Origin of the sequence: Sporosarcina sp. ACRSL (assembly GCF_022346605.1) — a bacterium.
Classification (GTDB): Bacteria; Bacillota; Bacilli; order Bacillales_A; family Planococcaceae; genus Sporosarcina.
The window spans coordinates 240,246-257,142 of the sequence record NZ_JAKRNT010000005.1 but is presented as its reverse complement, the minus strand read 5'-3'; the positions used below and the strand labels follow the sequence as shown (position 1 = coordinate 257,142).

General features: G+C 46.9%; 15 protein-coding genes. All 15 read right to left on the bottom strand.

Annotated features, from left to right (window positions below):
- Window positions 1–166: 166 nt before the first annotated feature.
- Window positions 167–577: a hypothetical protein gene (locus MHZ92_RS09635; RefSeq protein WP_239431471.1), complete on the bottom strand. Its 411-nt coding sequence runs from the start codon at window positions 575–577 to the stop codon at window positions 167–169.
- On the bottom strand, window positions 517–918 hold the full coding sequence (gene fliS / locus MHZ92_RS09630; RefSeq protein WP_239431470.1) for a flagellar export chaperone FliS: 402 nt from the start codon (window positions 916–918) through the stop codon (window positions 517–519). Before fliS ends, MHZ92_RS09635 begins: the two co-directional genes overlap by 61 nt.
- Before the next feature lie 25 nt (window positions 919–943).
- The gene (gene fliD, locus MHZ92_RS09625; protein WP_239431469.1) at window positions 944–2,467 is read right to left on the bottom strand and encodes a flagellar filament capping protein FliD; all 1,524 of its coding nucleotides are present in this window, start codon (window positions 2,465–2,467) and stop codon (window positions 944–946) included.
- 15 nt (window positions 2,468–2,482) lie between these two features.
- A complete protein-coding gene (flaG, locus tag MHZ92_RS09620) occupies window positions 2,483–2,854 on the bottom strand; it encodes a flagellar protein FlaG (RefSeq protein WP_239431468.1) in 372 nt (123 codons plus the stop codon).
- 133 nt (window positions 2,855–2,987) lie between these two features.
- A complete protein-coding gene (locus MHZ92_RS09615; protein ID WP_239431467.1) occupies window positions 2,988–4,289 on the bottom strand; it encodes a globin-coupled sensor protein in 1,302 nt (433 codons plus the stop codon).
- 187 nt (window positions 4,290–4,476) lie between these two features.
- A complete protein-coding gene (locus MHZ92_RS09610) occupies window positions 4,477–5,952 on the bottom strand; it encodes a class I adenylate-forming enzyme family protein (RefSeq protein WP_239431466.1) in 1,476 nt (491 codons plus the stop codon).
- An 18-nt stretch (window positions 5,953–5,970) separates the two neighbouring features.
- Window positions 5,971–6,711: a 3-oxoacyl-ACP reductase FabG gene (gene fabG, locus MHZ92_RS09605; protein WP_239431465.1), complete on the bottom strand. Its 741-nt coding sequence runs from the start codon at window positions 6,709–6,711 to the stop codon at window positions 5,971–5,973.
- 11 nt (window positions 6,712–6,722) lie between these two features.
- Entirely contained in the window at window positions 6,723–7,622 is a 900-nt protein-coding gene (gene phaZ / locus MHZ92_RS09600) for an intracellular short-chain-length polyhydroxyalkanoate depolymerase (protein ID WP_239431464.1), read from the bottom strand.
- Window positions 7,579–8,649, bottom strand: coding sequence for a 3-oxoacyl-ACP synthase (locus tag MHZ92_RS09595; RefSeq protein ID WP_239431463.1), 1,071 nt, complete (start codon window positions 8,647–8,649; stop codon window positions 7,579–7,581). Before MHZ92_RS09595 ends, phaZ begins: the two co-directional genes overlap by 44 nt.
- Window positions 8,646–9,638 (bottom strand): branched-chain amino acid ABC transporter permease, encoded by a 993-nt coding sequence (locus MHZ92_RS09590; RefSeq protein ID WP_239431462.1) that lies wholly within the window; start codon window positions 9,636–9,638, stop codon window positions 8,646–8,648. The genes MHZ92_RS09595 and MHZ92_RS09590 overlap by 4 nt, the downstream gene beginning before the upstream one ends.
- Window positions 9,639–9,642: 4 nt before the next feature.
- The gene (locus MHZ92_RS09585) at window positions 9,643–10,503 is read right to left on the bottom strand and encodes a branched-chain amino acid ABC transporter permease (protein WP_239431461.1); all 861 of its coding nucleotides are present in this window, start codon (window positions 10,501–10,503) and stop codon (window positions 9,643–9,645) included.
- A gap of 13 nt (window positions 10,504–10,516) precedes the next feature.
- Window positions 10,517–11,224 carry an ABC transporter ATP-binding protein gene (locus MHZ92_RS09580; protein WP_239431460.1) on the bottom strand — a complete coding sequence of 236 codons (708 nt, stop codon included), beginning with the start codon at window positions 11,222–11,224 and terminating at the stop codon, window positions 10,517–10,519.
- Entirely contained in the window at window positions 11,202–11,975 is a 774-nt protein-coding gene (locus tag MHZ92_RS09575; protein WP_239431459.1) for an ABC transporter ATP-binding protein, read from the bottom strand. The genes MHZ92_RS09580 and MHZ92_RS09575 overlap by 23 nt, the downstream gene beginning before the upstream one ends.
- A 117-nt stretch (window positions 11,976–12,092) precedes the next feature.
- Complete coding sequence (locus MHZ92_RS09570) at window positions 12,093–13,367, bottom strand: substrate-binding domain-containing protein (RefSeq protein ID WP_239431458.1); 1,275 nt, start codon at window positions 13,365–13,367, stop codon at window positions 12,093–12,095.
- Between the two features lie 283 nt (window positions 13,368–13,650).
- Window positions 13,651–16,851 (bottom strand): BTAD domain-containing putative transcriptional regulator, encoded by a 3,201-nt coding sequence (locus MHZ92_RS09565; protein ID WP_239431492.1) that lies wholly within the window; start codon window positions 16,849–16,851, stop codon window positions 13,651–13,653.
- Window positions 16,852–16,897: the final 46 nt, after the last annotated feature.

The following is a 16,897-nucleotide window of genomic DNA, read 5'->3' as shown; positions in this document are numbered from 1 at the left end:
TGCAGTTAATCTCTTTTCCTTGTATTCAATGTACCATGAATAGGCAATTAGTTCCAGAGGAGAATAATAGGTCTGAAGATTGCTGGACCGCCTGTTAATCTTTCAAACCACAAAAAAAGATGAAGGAAAATGGTAAACTTTCCTTCATCCGATAAAACCACTTATTTCATTGCTTCGTATCATAAAATGTTCCGTCACGCGCCACTTTATTATAAGGATTGACATAGCTTTTAACATGTTCTTTCTTAGACTGGGCAGCCGTGATATCGGAGCGGATCAATTTCATATAGGAAGCGAGTGCTGCGGAAACTTGTTGTTCGAGTAAGACAAGCTCCTTGCCAAGTTCCTCTTCTTCCGGTGTGAAGGGCGCGACAATTTCCGACTGCAAGGCATCCCTTTCATCGAGCAGCTCATTGATTTCCGCTATGACAGCATCCCGTTGCTCTTCCTCGGTACGGCTTGTCACCTTAAGGAGCTGCTGCGCAATTTCCTTCCATCGGATCAGTGCAGGCCGTATCATATTTCGTCCGTGTTCGCGTACTGCTTCGTACGATTGATTTGGATCACTTGTTTCCACGTATCGCGAAACTCAGTAATAATTTCGGCAGCCTCATCGTAAAGCGCAATGTCATTTTTAATGTTTCCTTCGATCAGACGGTTATTGACAAAGTCATAGAGCACCATCATGTTTTGGGAAACCTCAACCGACATGTCCAACGTAACCATCAGTTCAGATACGATCGCTTGCGCTTTTTGAGTTGCCGTGTTTTTCTCCTCGATATTACCTTGCTCCATTGCCTTCTTCGCCTGTTGAATGAATTTCAAGCACCCGTTATACAGCATGAGCGTCAATTCACCAGGCGTCGATGTATTTACAGAAGTATTTTGATAAGTTGCATATGGATTATTAATTGCCATAGATTGCTTGTCTCCTTTTTATGGATTACATTCCACCGCCGAATGCATTCATGAGGCTTGCAGATTGCATGTTAGCGCGTTGGATTGCCCGCTCCATTGCGGTGAACTGTTTCCAAAGACGATCTTCTGTCATCCGCAGACGGTCTTCGAAACGTTCGATTTGCTTGTTCATGTCGTTCAAGTTTTTACCTAATGTGAATGTATCATTGACGTCGCCAACTTTACCCGCACGTTTGGCGATGGATTTTTGACTTTCATCGACAATCATGCGCAGCTGGCGAGCAAATCCATGCTCTTCCAATTTTGCATCTTTGCCAGCGTCCTTCGAAAACAACTCGTGAATTTTACCTGGGTCTGCCGCAATCGCCTTTTTCAAGTCATCTTCATTAATGATCAGCTTTCCGTGATCCAAATAGTTCGGGGATGTTGAAATTCCAATGTCCTTTAACGTTTGATCACCAACCTTACCCATTAAGGCGGTCCGCATTTTTGAAAGCAGGCTCGTTATATCCGAATCGTTGCGTAATGTACCGCTTTTCGCCTTTTCTTCCCAAAGCTCAATCTCTTTTTCTTTCATTTCGTTTTTCTGTTCAGGAGAAAGTGGTTGGAAAGAACGGTATTTCGGCTCGCGGATCTGCTTGTTCAGATCTTCGATTAATTTGTTATATTCATCGACATATTTGACGATGGAATCGAAGATTTTATCAGTGTCCGGAGATGAGTTGAATGAAACTGCATTTCCACCTGGAATGACATTTCCTGCTCCATCTAATGGGGCCGTGACTTGTTTAAGGTTCACTTCAAAACCATTAATTTGGAAAGTGTTTGAGGAACGTTGAGTTCTTAAACCGTTAAATGTGAAGTCAGCATTAGCACCTCTAGTACCTTTAGTTGTGGAGTCACCATCTATTCCCAAAGCTGTTGCCAAGTTCCCTGCTACGACAATTTCATTACCTGAATCGGACTTTCCGCTATTCTTAGCAGTCAAACCAATCCTTCCGCTAAAAGGATCATAGAAAGCATTCACGCCGGTCTTCTTGTTAATTTCCTCTACTACCGATTTAATAGTATCTTTTGTTGGATCAAATGTAATGGTCACTGGTTCAGTGGGCATTTTTCCCTCTTTATCAATTGCGTATATCTTAATTTCAGTACCAGATAGTCCTAACTTGTCTAGCGTCGTGTTCTCTGATTGATCTGCTGTGAATTTAATTTGTTTGTTGCCTTGCATCGTAGCATTCTTCGCCAATTGATGAACCTCAATCGTCCCCGAAAAATCACTTGTTGAACTCATGTTTTTAATTGAAACAGCGTCAGGCGTAGAAACACTCACATTCTTAGCCGTAAAATTCTTCGACAAGATCATATTATTAAACGTGTTCTGACTAAAATCAAACAATTGTCGGTTCACAGCCCGATAATCATCTAACTGCCACTCTAAGTACTGTTTCTTCTGGTTGATTTTTTCCAGTGGGATGCGGTTCGCTTTCATCATATCCTTGATGATCGATTCCGTGTCCATGCCTGTCGCTAGTCCGCTAATTCGCATAGGTTGTTACCCTCCTCAGATTTTTCGGTCGATGAGTAGTCCGACAAACTCCTTCATGGCAGCGTAAATGTCCATTAATTTTTTTGAAGGAATTTCTCGGACGACTTCGTCGGTGTTCGAGTCGACGATTGTCACGTAGTATTCCTTTAACTCATTGTGTAATTTGAAGCGTAGCTGCGTGTTTACGCTTTCTAGGAACTTATTCATACTATCGGTCATCTGCTGTGCTTTTTTAAGCGACAGTTGCCGTTCTTCCCCTGTTCGCTGTTCGTTTTGTACGGATACCGCTTGCACTTCCGCTACCGCGACTCCCCTGTCCGGTGCTGCGCTTTCCGCTTTTGCGCTAATTTGCTGTGTGCTGTTTGCTCCTCCAATGCGTCCAACCATCCTCCCAGCCTCCCTGTCTATGAAAATCCCATTACTGTTTGTATCGGCTTCAACCGAAAGAAGTTGAGTCACTCCGACTAAAAATAGCGTTATGACTAGAATAAAAAAAGAAGCCCCAAAAGGCCTCCCTCTTCTATAATTGATTCGCTGTCTCGTTCAGCTCTTCCACCGAAATAGCAATATCGTCTGTCGTCAAGCTAAGATTTACGATGCCTTTGATTAATGATTCAATTTCCTGGATGGCCTGATCTACAATTTGAATATTTTCATCCATCGATTCCATAATGCCGGCGAAGGAAGTCCTCGTCTGTTCAAAATCACGACTGCCTTCGTCAATTTTAACATCCACCGTTGTCAATGTGTGTACGGTTTCATCTATGAACTTTTGATTCATTTGAATGAGCTCGGTAATCCGGTAAATGGAATCCTTCGTTTCGTCGGCCAACTTCTTGATTTCTTTTGCTACGACCGCGAACCCTTTTCCATGTACTCCGGCTCTGGCTGCTTCAATGCTCGAATTAAGGGCCAATAAATTCGTTTGGTCTGCAATGTTTTTCACGATGGTGACGACCTCTACGATTTCGGTCGACGACGTGCTTACATGCTCAACCATCCGCTTCATTTCCATTGCACCTTTTTGGATTTCTGTGAATTTTTCATTTAACAATTCCATTTGTTCATAACCGTCTTGCGCTAGTTTCTGCGTGGATACGGACTGTTCAGCCGTTTTTTGTATAGTAGCCGTCACTTCATTTCCTTTATCCTTCAATTCTTCCATCGCCGTTTGGGCCGTTTCGCTGATGACGACAAGATTTTCACTCGTCGCACCGATGCTTTTCTTAATCTCCGTACGTACTTTCCTGTTTTCGTGAGCAATTCCATCGATATAGCTTTTATGATACTCTTCCAAAACGAGTTGCTGTTCAAAGTTAAAGATCTTTGTGATCGCTCGAATAAAGTTGTTCGCGAGATTCTTATCGTTCACTTCTTTCGTCACAAATTGAATGATCCCATCTTGCAACAATTGAAATGCGCCCATATACCATTGAGGCTCTAGTCCAATTTCATAGTGAACCCGGGCGATTTGCAATCTTTTTTGCCCATAATCATCGTCAAATTGACCTTCCAGCATTTCTCCAATATGTAGCAGCATCGTCTCACGTAATCGTTCCGGTGAACTGTTTTCATAGATGATTTTATTAAGAATGGGGATATCCAACAATTTGGAATAAAATCCGTCAACAATCGCTTCCAAATGCGGAGTGAGGACTTTACTCAATTGCTTGATGACCGCCAAATCCTCCGTTGTCAGTCCGATAAAATCAACTTGCCTTCCGATTTCGTCACTTGCAAAATCAAGCGTAACTGAAGATGTTCCCACAGCAATCGGCTCTGCATCTTTCTTACGAAACAGGCGTAATAGTCCGTTATCCATATAACTCCCCCATTTTATGTATATCTTTTCTCCCACTTATGTTTATTATCGGTCTTGGAAACAATTCATTCAAGACCACATTCAGTTATTTCCGATTTCTGTCACAAATGGAGGAATTAATAATTTATTCACAAATCGTCGTTCCAAATAAAAATGGCGGCAACCTTTTAGGTCGCTCGCCATTATTTTATGCCATTCGCAGTAATTCATTTTTGTCGATTTTCCCGACATGCGTCTTCGGAAGTTCAGGCAGGATGATAAATTGTTTCGGGATTTTATAAGAAGCTAAAAAGCCTTTGCAATGCTCAATCAAGACTTTATGATCCAACGTACAATCTTCCTCTACCGTCAGAAATGCAACGACTTTCTCTCCCCATTTACCATCTTCTGTGCCGACGACCGCAGCTTCCTTTATACCGGCACAAGTAATGAGGCATTGTTCCACTTCTTGCGGATACACATTTTCCCCACCGGTAATGATCATATCCTTCCTTCTTCCGACGATGTAGGCATCTCCGTCTTCGTCAATCTTCGCCAAATCGCCTGTCCGCAGCCACCCGTCCTGAAACGCTTCTTCTGTCTCGGTCGGTTTATTCCAATAGCCCGTGAATACATGCGGCCCCTTGACATACAACTCGCCGATTTCCCCTGTAGCACAATGATTGCCATGAGCATCGAGCACTTGGATTTCATTGAACATCATCGGTTTTCCGACGGAGCCGACCTTGTGCGCCGCCATCTCCGGAGGGATGAAGAAATTATTCGGTCCCGCTTCCGTCAAACCGTACCCTTCCTTGAATCGCAGCCCTTTTTTGTGGAAGGCATGGTACACCGTCTGCGGACAAGGCGCTCCTCCGGATAGGAAGACGTCCATTGATGGAAATGCAGACTGTCGGAAATAGTCTGTCCCGGTCATCAATTGATACATAGTCGGAACGAACAATGAAATCGTCGCTTCGTACTTGTCGGTAGCTTTAAGCGCTTCCGTCGGTTCGAATTGATGGCCGACAACGACAGTTCCGCCTGCCATGAGCAAAGGAATGCATAAGGCGTTCAAACCGCCCGTATGGAAAAGGGGCATATAATTGATCGTCGTATCACGTCCTGACAATCCCCAGCTCATCACTGTGTTGAGTGCATTCCAATTGACCGCATTATAGGAAAGCATGACGCCTTTCGGAACCCCTGTCGTGCCGCCCGTGTAAATGATCATCCACGTGTCCGAACGTTTATGCGCTACGGACGATTGCCAATTGATAGGTTCAAGCACTGTTTCGATGACGGAAAGGGAAATTGCGTTCTTCACCGTTAACCCTTCCATTCCATTTTCGAAATCATCATGGAATAAGACTAACGTAGGCGTACAGTCTTCAAGCAGCCCTTGCAATTCGAATCGGCTCAACCGCCAATTGAGCGGGACGTAGATGATCCCTTGCAGTTCGCATGCAAACAGTACGGCAAAAAGCTCCGGACTGTTCGGGGAATAGACGGCGATGCGCTCCCCTTTTTCAAAACCTTGCGCCCGGAAGAACGATGCCCAGCGCAGTATTCGGTTTTTCAAATCTGTATACGTCCAGGACGTTTCCGAATGGACGTCGATCAATGCGGGCCGTTCCGCGGAGAGTGCGGCCCTCTTCAATATCCAGCCATGCTCATGGAACACGCGGAACCCCTCCTTCTTTTACATTGTGATGCCGCCGTCAACATGCAAAACATGTCCGTGGACGTAGTCCGATTCCGAGCTCGCCAGGAAAAGATACGCGTTCGCGATGTCCTCCGGCTTTCCGAGCCGTTGCAAAGCAACAGCTGATTCCATTTGGCTAATGACTTTCTCCGGCATCTTCGCAACCATTGCAGTAGCTGTGAAGCCAGGCGCCACCGCGTTGACATTAATCCCTTTCCGACCAAGTTCCTTCGCCCACGTCTTCGTCATCCCGACGACCGCAGCCTTCGTTGCGGCGTAATTCGTTTGACCGAAATTCCCATACACGCCGCTTACAGAAGACGTATTGATGATTTTTCCGCTTCCTGCCGACACCATATGAGGTGCGACATCTTGTGTACAATTAAAAACGCCACTCAAGTTCACATCGAGCACACGCTGGAAGTCCGCGGGATCCATTTTCAGGAGTGTCGCATCTTTCGTAATGCCCGCATTATTAATTAACACATCAATTTTCCCATATTGTTCAAGTGTTTGTTCCACTAAACTTGCAACACTTTCACGGTTGACGACATCAACTTGCACGAATGTGACGTCATGCCCTTTCTCTTTCAAAGCCGCTTCCTGCTCTTTTCCGGTCTTCTCGTCAAAATCAGCCATGACGACAGAAGCCCCTTCTTCCGCGAAGCGCTCACACGCAGCGAGGCCGATTCCGTTCGCCCCGCCGGTAATGATCGCCACTTTTCCCGATAGTCTCATGCTGTCTCTCCTTACTCCAAAAACGATTGGATTGTATTCGTCAGTTCTTCCAAATTGTCGATTAACGGGGAATGCCCCATATCCTTAAGGGAAACGAATGTCGCATTGTCGCCGAGATCCTTGATGATTTCGTCCGTCATCGGTCCCGTCACGACATAATCTCGATCGCCACGCAGGATGAGAACAGGGATATCAATGTCTTTCACCTGATTCGTCCCTTCATTGACGCCGTTATGATGAGGGCTAATGTTAAACGTGTTCAATGAATGGTACACGTCCGCCAAATTCCGCTGTGTGAGCATATCATCGACATACTCATCGTATTTCGCCGGCTCCGGCTGATTATGCGTATAGATCACCGCATTCCAAACCGCCTTCAGCCCTTCCCGGTTTTTCGTATCATAAAGGCCTTGCATTGGGATCGTCTTCCCTGTGTCTTGCTCGATGTCTTCAATCGTTTGGAGACGATTCTCAAGATCCGGCGTTCCGTCCTCCTTAGATCCGAAAAACGGATACCCGCGTGTCGAAGCCGATGCAAGCAGCACAAGCTTCTCGCATTTGCCCGGATGATCCGCGACGTATTGCATACAGACTGCACCACCCGTTGACCAGCCGACCAAATGGAAATCTTTCAACCCTAATGCATCGATGAACGCTGCAAGGTCATCCGAGAAGTCACGGATGCCGGTCACTCTTTCGTTGTACGTCGATTCACCGAATCCGCGAAGATCCGGCGCATAAATTTTATACTTCGAATCCATCTTGTCGATCAGGACGTCCCAATGCTTCGATGACGTCATATTGCCGTGGACGAGAATGACGGTCTGCTCGCCGCCTTCCCGTTTCCGATAGGCAATCTGTTCACCGTTAGGCAGTTTCACTTTCGGCAATTCCACTTTTTGAAGTGACATTCTTCTTCTCCTCCTCACTTTTTCCCCATTTCACCGTAATCGCGCCCCACGCATAGCCGATTCCGGCGCTGACGAGTACAGCGATATCCCCGTCATTCAATTTGTTTTGTTCTAATGCAAGCTCCAAAGACAAAATCTGATCCATTTGCCCGATATGGCCGTATTCATGTAAATAAATCGATTGCTCTTGCTCAAGTCCGAGCTCCCGTAGGACGAAATCATGCGCAGACCTCTTCATATGCAAGATGGCGAGGTAATCGACGTCTTTCTCGTTTAACCCGCTTTTTTGCAATGAAGTGCGGATGACCTTTAGGAAGTTTTCCATCGACTTTTGTTCAAGCCGCGCTTTCATACCGATTGGATCTAACACATCAAGACGGTATAACCCGTTATCTAGATCACTTGCCGTCAACGGCTTCTTCGTCCCGCCGACAGGAACGACGACATCTTCCGAAAACGAGCCGTCCGTAATAAGCTCTGATTCTAGTACAATATTTTCCGTATGATCGCGACGTAAGATCATCGCAGCCCCTCCCGCTCCAAGATTGAACATGAAGCGGGTTCTTTCATTTTCATAATCAATGAAGTCTACATTCCGGTAGCCACCTGCTAGAAGGACCGTCCGAATTTCTGGATCAGCCGTCATAAGGCTTTTTGCCACTTTCATCGCCATGATCGATGTTCCGCAACGGAGCGCAACATCGAACGCCCAAGCGTGATAAGCACCAAGCTCTTCCTGCATTTTGATGGCAGCAGTCCATAGCGGATATTCCTTATACTCTTCCCCGATATAGATGATGACATCGATTTCTTTCGGGTCGACTTGCCCTTTTCGAAGTGCCTCACGAGCCGCCCATACACCCATTGCGACGGTATGATCATGCTCTCCCGGAATCGGCTTTTCCGTAATCCCCATCTTCGTCTTCACGACGTCCACCGGCAACCCGGACCGTTTTGCAATTTCCTCTGCAGTCATTTTCGAAGAAGGGATATACGTACCTGTACTCACAATCCCGACAGTCGTCATGAAACTTCCTCCTTCCCGACAGGCCGCTTCTTCACTTTCTGCTTGAAGATCTTTTCACGGACCGTCCCAACAACCCCTCTTGGGAAGAAGATAACGGCGAGAATATAGACGATACCGAAGAAAATAATCCACCGCTCAAAAATCGGATACTCTTTCGCTAGACCGGATAAGTAATGCTGGGCCAACTCGATAATGCCCGCACCGACAATTGGGCCGATCAACGTACCGACGCCGCCGATGATTGTCATGAGCAATGCGTCAAGTGTAATGTCCATCGTCATCACACTAGTATTGACGAACCGGAGCGACACTGCGTAAAGCGAACCCGCTAGACTGGCAATGACCCCTGCCACGACAGATGCGATCACTTTATAATGCAGTGTATTGAATCCAAGCGACTTCGTCCGCTGTTCATTTTCCCTCGTGGCGACTAGAACACGGCCGAACGGGGAATTGACGAATCTCCGTAGCAGAAAATAAACGAGTACGAGACAGGCGAGCGTGACGAAATAGAAGATGACCCGGTCCTTGAAAATTTCAGGTGCCTTGAACGTAAACCCATCATTCCCTTGCGTCATCGTACGCCATTTTTCTGCAAGCACTAAAAACAACCCTGACACGGCTAATGTGAGCATTGCGAAGAAATGGCTTTTCAGTCGCAACGTCAAAAGTCCGATACAGAAACTGACCACAGCAGCGAGCAGCATCCCGAAACCGATCGACATAATGAAAACACTGATCGATGGCTCCATCCTCTTTAGCATGACAGCGGTCGTATACGCCCCCATCCCGAAGAACATCGCATGCCCGAAAGAGACGATTCCCGTATAGCCAAGCAAAATATCATAACTCATCGCCAAGATCGAAAAGATGAAGATCTGCGTCAATAAAATGGTCCATGTCCTTGAATCCGATACGAACGGGAAAAGGGCGAGTGCGATGACAATGATTCCGAGAAACACGTTATTCCATTGAAATTTTGTTTTCATGCCGTCACCCCTTTGCCGAGAAAAGCCCTTGCGGACGGAAAATTAATACGATAGCCATTAGTATCATATTGACCGCAAGTGATAAAGCAGGAACGTAATACGCCATATAGCTTCCCGCAAGGCCGACTAGTATAGCCGCGAACAACGATCCTGGGAAGCTGCCCATCCCGCCGATAACAACGACGATGAACGCCAAAATCGCAAACTCAAAGCCCATTTCTGCATAAATAACGCCGGAATACGGAGCAAATAGAGCACCGCTTAACGCCGCAAGTGCAGCACCGACCATGAAGACGTACAAGAAAACGCGCTTAATGTTAATGCCAAGTGCTTGCACCATGTCTTTATCCATAACGCCCGCTCTGACGATCAAGCCAATTTTCGTCTTTTGCAGCATGTATTGGAAAATCCCGAATACAATGAAGCCGACGATAATGATGAACAACCGGTATTTAATGATGAGAACATCCCCGAATTCCCAGCTCCCCGACAAATATTTCGGCACTTTTGCCGCGATTTGATTCGGCCCCCAAACGACTTTCAGCATTTCAGCTAGTACGAGCATGAAGCCAAGCGTGATGAGGATCTGTTGCACGTGATTGCCGTACACCGGCGTAATGATCAGCTTTTCGGTAACAAATCCAAGAATAATTCCTGTTACAATTGCCCCAAGTATGCCGACGATAAAGCTTCCCGACATCGTGTAAAACCAAACACCTGAATACGCACCCCATGCGAACAATCCGCCATGCGCGAAATTCAGTACGCTCATCAAACCGAAGATCAGCGTTAAACCGGAAGCGAGAAGGAAAATGAGCATGCCCGTCGCTAATCCGTTCACCGTTAAATTGATGAGTAATTCCATCGTGCAGCCCCCCTCATCCGATTCCTAAGTATTTTCGTTTAATTTCTTCGTTGTGGATCAAGTCCTGCATGTCTCCCGCATGGACTGTCGCACCGTCATCGATGAGCGTATACCGATCGCCGATCCGGCTCGCCATAATGAAATTCTGTTCCACGAGCACGATCGTCGTACTCTTTTTCATTTCCGTAATCGCTTCCATCACCGTCTCGACGACAATCGGTGCAAGCCCCTTCGACGGCTCGTCGATGAGGAGCAATTTGCTGTCATTGACGAACGCCCGCGCCATCGAAAGCATTTGCTTCTGTCCGCCCGAAAGATGTCCTCCGTCCTTCTTCCAAAACTTTTTCAAGTCTGGAAAAAGCTCGAGCACATAATCTTGTCGTTTATACGCAGCATCGTCTTCCTTCCGCATCGCGACTTTCATATTCTCTTCGACAGTGAGGTCACCGAAGATGCCTTGATCCTCAGGCACATAGCCGATTCCGGCGTTTGCGATCGTGTATGTAGCCTTTTTCGTAATGTCCTCTCCATTGAAAACGACCGCCCCTTTGGAAGCCGGTGTCAAGCCCATAATCGTCTTTAACGTTGTCGTCTTCCCTGCTCCGTTACGGCCGAGCAGTACACTCACTTCACCTTCACGCGCTTCGAATGAAATGCCTTGAAGGATATGGTACTGGCCGATATGCGTATGGATGTCCTCAACTTTCAACAAGGTTTTCATCGTAAAGCCCTCCCAAATACGCATTTTGGACCGTTTCGTTGTCCATGATCTCCCGCGGGCTTCCATCCGCCAGCAGCTTGCCGTTAAAAAGCACCATAATGGAATCCGACAAATCCAAAATCATATCCATTTTGTGTTCGATTAATAAAATCGTCTTTTCTCCGGTCTGTTTAATTTTCCGGATGACATCCAAGATTGCCGGAACTTCCTCGAGCGACATGCCCGCAGTCGGTTCATCGAGCAGCAACAATTCCGTATCGAGCGCAAGTAGCATCGCGATTTCAAGCTTCCGCTTTTCCCCGTGAGATAACTGGCTCGCGATCGCGTCTTCCTTGCCATCGAGCAATACGAGTGCGATCAATTTCTCCGCCTCTTCGATGAGATTCTTATGATGAAGGAAGTGGCGGAACATTTGATACCGGATTTTCTCCTTTGATTGAACGGCCAGTCGGACATTTTCCAGCACAGTCAAATTCGGAAACACATTCGTAATTTGGAAAGAACGACCAATCCCTCTCCTCGTCCTTTCAACAGACGATAACGACGCCATCGACTCCCCTTTGAAGAAGACATCCCCTTCGGTCGGTTTCAGCTCGCCGCTCAATAAATTAAAAAACGTCGTCTTGCCAGCCCCATTCGGCCCGATAATCGATTTCAAGTGCTTCGGCGGCATTTCAAAATTCACATGGGACACGGCTGTATGCCCACCGAAACGAATTGTCAGGTTTTCTGTTCTAATGATCGGTTCCAATCATTTTCCTCCTCCCAGCGTCCGTCCTTCTCAATCGGATGAAATGGAGCTTTTTATCCGATTGAGAAGGACAGCACAATGACTGTCCTTCTACTTAATAGATTTTCCTTTAGGTAATCAGTTGTTGATCGGTGGCTCAGTTTCTTCAGGCGAAAGCTCTCGAATGAGCACTGGAACTGGGTACGGCACACCATCTTGTTTTTCAAGCTTGATGGAATAAAGCGTTTGCAATGCTTGGTGATCCTCTTCACGGAATGTCATCTTTCCTTTCGGTGTATCGAAAGACATTCCTTCCATAATGTCGATCAATTTATTGGCATCCGCGTCGCCTTCAGATTTCTTCAATGCTTCGACGATTGCGATTGCAGCCGTCATTCCGCCTGGCGTGAATAAATCTGGAACTTCACCGTTGTAGCGAGCTTTGTGCTCTTTAACTAGCCAATCATTGATCGGATTGTTCGGAAGCGTATGGTAGTAAACCGAGAACCCTTCCATGCCGACGAGCGGCTCCATGATGGAAAGTGCCGGAATATCCGGTGCACCTGTCGAAATTTTGATGCCTTTTTCTTGCATTTTCAAATCAGCAATTTGGTTCCAAGGCGAGTTCGCACCTGCCCAAACGACAAACAAATAATCTGGTTTTGCTTCAATGATCTTTTGCAAGTTGGATGTGAAATCCGTTGCTGCAGGATCCGCGTATTCCTCAACGATAATTTCAGCGCCTAGATCTTCTGCCGCTTTCTTAAATGCTTTGATACCATCCCAACCGAATGAATAATCCGGTGCGAATGTTGCGATTTTAACGCCAGGACCTGCGATTGCTGCAGCCCCCGCAACAGCATCCTGTGATGAGTTACGTCCTGTACGGAAGATGTACGGGTTGAATTCTGAACCTGTAATACTATCCGCAACTGCTGGTTCAACGATCATGATTTTCTCGTATTCCTCTGCTAGAGGCAGAACCGCTAGCGTGTCTCCTGAACTGGAAGATCCGACGAGGAAATCGACTTTATCTTCTTCTAATAACTTCGTCGCTTTTTGAACAGCGACTTCCGGTTTTGTTTCTGTGTCTTCAAAAACGAATTCGATTTTTTTGCCTGCAACTTCCATCGTGCCGTCTGTTGCATATTCAAGACCTAGTTCAAAGCCTTGTTTCGTTTGTTTTCCGTAAGATTCAAGAGCACCTGTTAATGAGGCGAGGACACCGATTTTGATTACTTCTTGCTCTTCCTTTTTCTCTTCCTTTTTGTTTTCACCGGATACGGCAGTTGTCGTTCCGGATGTTGTTTCTTTTTCTGTTGACGACTTTGTCTCCCCTTCGTCTTTGCCACAAGCTGCGCTGATGACGAGCACCATTGCAAATAATAGGACCAACCACAATTTCTTCTTCATACTGCAACTCCCCTCACTTGTTTTGTAAACGCTTTCTTTCTGTCTCTTACTCTATTGGATGGTAGTTGCAAATGAGTTACAAAACAAAAGCGGAGGGCGCTCGTCCAGCTTCGACAGGCATAAGACAAAGATACGAAGTGGCGGTCTTTGCCACGTAGTAGCTTTGACTTATGACCCGAGAAGCTAGCGCCCGGAGTCTAGACGTAGATTGTAACAGTTGATTTCCGTTGCGGGCGGACGTGCCACTTTGAGCGTAAAGACGGCCCCGGAAACCGGGACCGTCTTATAGTTCATTCATGATCATCTTGTACATTTGCTCGGTTGTTTCCATTGGTTCGATGCCTAGTTCTTCTTCGAGGACGGTTTGGCATTTTCGGTACCATTTGATGGATTGCGGGCGGTTTTGGAGCTGGTAGTGGGCGAACATGAGGAGCCGGTATGCTTCTTCCCATGTTTGGTCGATCCGCAATAGTTTTTCCGCCCATTCGATTGTTTTGTTGTAGTCTTGTAGTCTTGTATATGATTGGGCGAGTCGCTCGAGTGTTTGGATGTATAGCTGTTCGAACCGCTCGCGTTCTTGTGTGATCCAGTCGATGGACAGCTTTTCCTCGAACAGTTTCCCTTTGTAGAACGCAGCGGCTTTTAATAGTTGGTCGACCGCTATATCAGCAACTTTCTCTGATAGCCCTGCTTCCACGTACTGCTTGAACCGTTCGAGATCGGTTCGGATATCCGCTTTTGGGTTTAGTCGGTACATCGTTTGCTTACGGAGAATGAAGAACGGGTTTTCCCTTGCATTCCGATTTGGCTCAATCACTTTCAGTAAAGCGTTTAATGCTACTTTGAAATCCCGATCGGCGCTTTTATCGTCGGCATCCGCCCAGAGTGCCTGCATGATTTCCTCTTTCGGAACGTATCGGTTTTTATTTAACAACAAATAAATGAAAAGCTCCTTCGACTTATCCCGTTGCCATTTACGGTCATCTACTTCGTCAAGTCCGAGTTGAATCATGAACGGCCCTAACAGTTGGACGTCGATTTTGTATCCCGGATGTGAAGTGGCATCCTCCACCCCCAGAATTTGGATGGCTTGTTGAATGCCGGCATGCTCCGTGTGAAAACGGCTTGCTTTGAGCACTAACGGATGGATCGACTGCATGTCGAACGGGGCAAAAATCGTGTCAGCCGTTAAGAAAAACAAATAATTTTGTTCCGCGCAAAGCGTGAAAAAGCGTTCGGCATGCAATGAAAATTGCTCGTCATCATTCGTTAGGTCATACAACTTCATCGACCAAAACGCCGTAATCATCTCGCCGTACAGATCTCCGCATTCCCCGAAAAGCCGTTCCGCTTCCTTCAGATGATACTCCATTTCGGTTTCATTGCTCGCATAGAAATGAACGATTGCTAGTCCAATATGAATCAATGCGGATAGCCAGCCGTCATTGACCCGCTCCGTCTCCCGTAAGCCCGCCTCTCCGTACTGGATCGCTTCCGCGAATTCGCCAAGACGTGCAGCGACGATTGACAGCCCCATATAAGGCTCCGCACTGCCGCGCGATACGTTCAGCTCATCCATCCGCTTGATTGCCTGTACATAATGCTCTTTCGCAATGAGTACATTTCCGGGATCGGATAGGATTTTCGCATGTCCCATCCGAATCATCCCGACAGCTTCAATAAACCCCGACTTCTCTTCCCTGCCAAGCTCAATCCCTCTAGCGGCACTATCAAGCGCAAGTTCCACCTCACCAATCAGCGAGTAGATCAGCGACAGTAAAATATCCGTTTCCCTATGCGAATCTGGCAATGTCGAATCGTTCTCTCGTTCATTCAAAATCGCTTGCGCTTCCCGTAATCTGCCTGTCCTTAGCGCAATACGAGCATCCAAATTCCCTTCCCGGAGAATGCTGTGATCGTTAATTTCCTTCTGCACCCATTTCGCCGCGTCTGAAGCTTTCCCAAGATTGACGAGGTTTTCCGCGAATTGCCGCTTTAGCAACTCCATTTCCAACTCGCTCGTCTTTTCGCTCTTTTCGGCAAGTACAATCGCGTTCATTAAATACGGATCGGCTAGACCGGGTTGAATCGTATCGAGATAAATATGCGCAATCCCAGCGTGGGCTCGTCCCGCATAATAATCGTCCCCATGAAATTCCGCGGCCTTAAGGCATGCCGAATACGCCACTCTCGCCTTCTCGTAAAATGCTCGGTACCGATGCGCCTCACCTTCGAAATAATAGAGGGGATAGTACCGTTCAAGCACATCAGGAGACAATCCTTTCAAAATATCGAGCAGCCATTCGAACTGTCCGGCTTTGATTAAACTCGCGCCATTAGACACAATAATTTGTCCAATGAAATTCGAATCCCCACTTTTCAATGCATGGGAAATGGCTTGGATCGGGTTTGATTGACGAAGATAAAATTCCGTCGCCCGCTTTTGTGTTTTGTAAAATTGTTCCGGATCAATCGATTGCCATTTCCGTTCGAGAAATTGTTGAAAAAGGGCATGGTATCGGTACGTTCCTTCGCCGAGCGATTGGATGAAGACATGGCGTTCCGCGAACTGTTGGAGAGCTTTCGCCATTTCATTTCCATAAAACTCACGGACATGCTCGACGGAAAAGGTCGGAAAGATGGAGAAGGCTAAGAGCCGTTCCTGTTCGCCATAGCTCATCCGGTTAAACACTTCCTCGGATAGATAGGCGAACAGTTCGTGCAACGCGGGCTTCATGGCGGTCGGCAAATGAGTTTCGCCCCCGGCAAGGTGAAGCGCAAGCAGATTGACCGCAATCGCCCACCCTTCCGTTAACCGAATGACAGAAGCCGCCTCCTCCTCGGTAAGCGTCTGATCGAAATAGTCCTCGTAGAAAACGGCCACTTCCTCATCAGAAAAAAGAAAGTCCTCCTCCGTTAGCTCGCATAGCTGCCCCGTCACTTTGAGCTTCACGAGACTCGCCCATCTCGGACGGTTCCGCGTAGCAACGATGAGATGGATTTGGGGTGGCAATGAACCGATCATTTTCTCAACGAGATAATTCACCAAGAAGACATGGTCGACGTGATGAAAATCATCGATGACAATGAAGAGCGGGCCTTCGACTTGCCATAATTCATTCAAGAAAAGGGCAAGCCAACGCTCAAGGTCCATTTCCTTCGGATGCAAAGTAGGCTCATCCCACTCCGATAGTGTAGATCCGAATCCCGGTAGCACACGGCGAATGCTTTGCGTTAAATATGTAATGAACGGAAGGACATCATCGTCTTCATCCGTCACGGAATACCAGCTGTACGTCGATTGCGTGTCATGGAAATAAGCAGCAAGTCCCGAGCTTTTCCCGTACCCCGCCCCGCTATGCAACAACGTGAGCTTCACTCGATCCGCCTGTTTCATTTTTTTGACGAACGAAGCCCTTCGCATATACGTGGCGGATGGCGTCGGCGGCATCAGTTTCGATAGTAAAATGGGCTTTGTTTGCACCAATTCTCACCTACCCCTATGTATCTCTTTCTAACTATTCTATCAT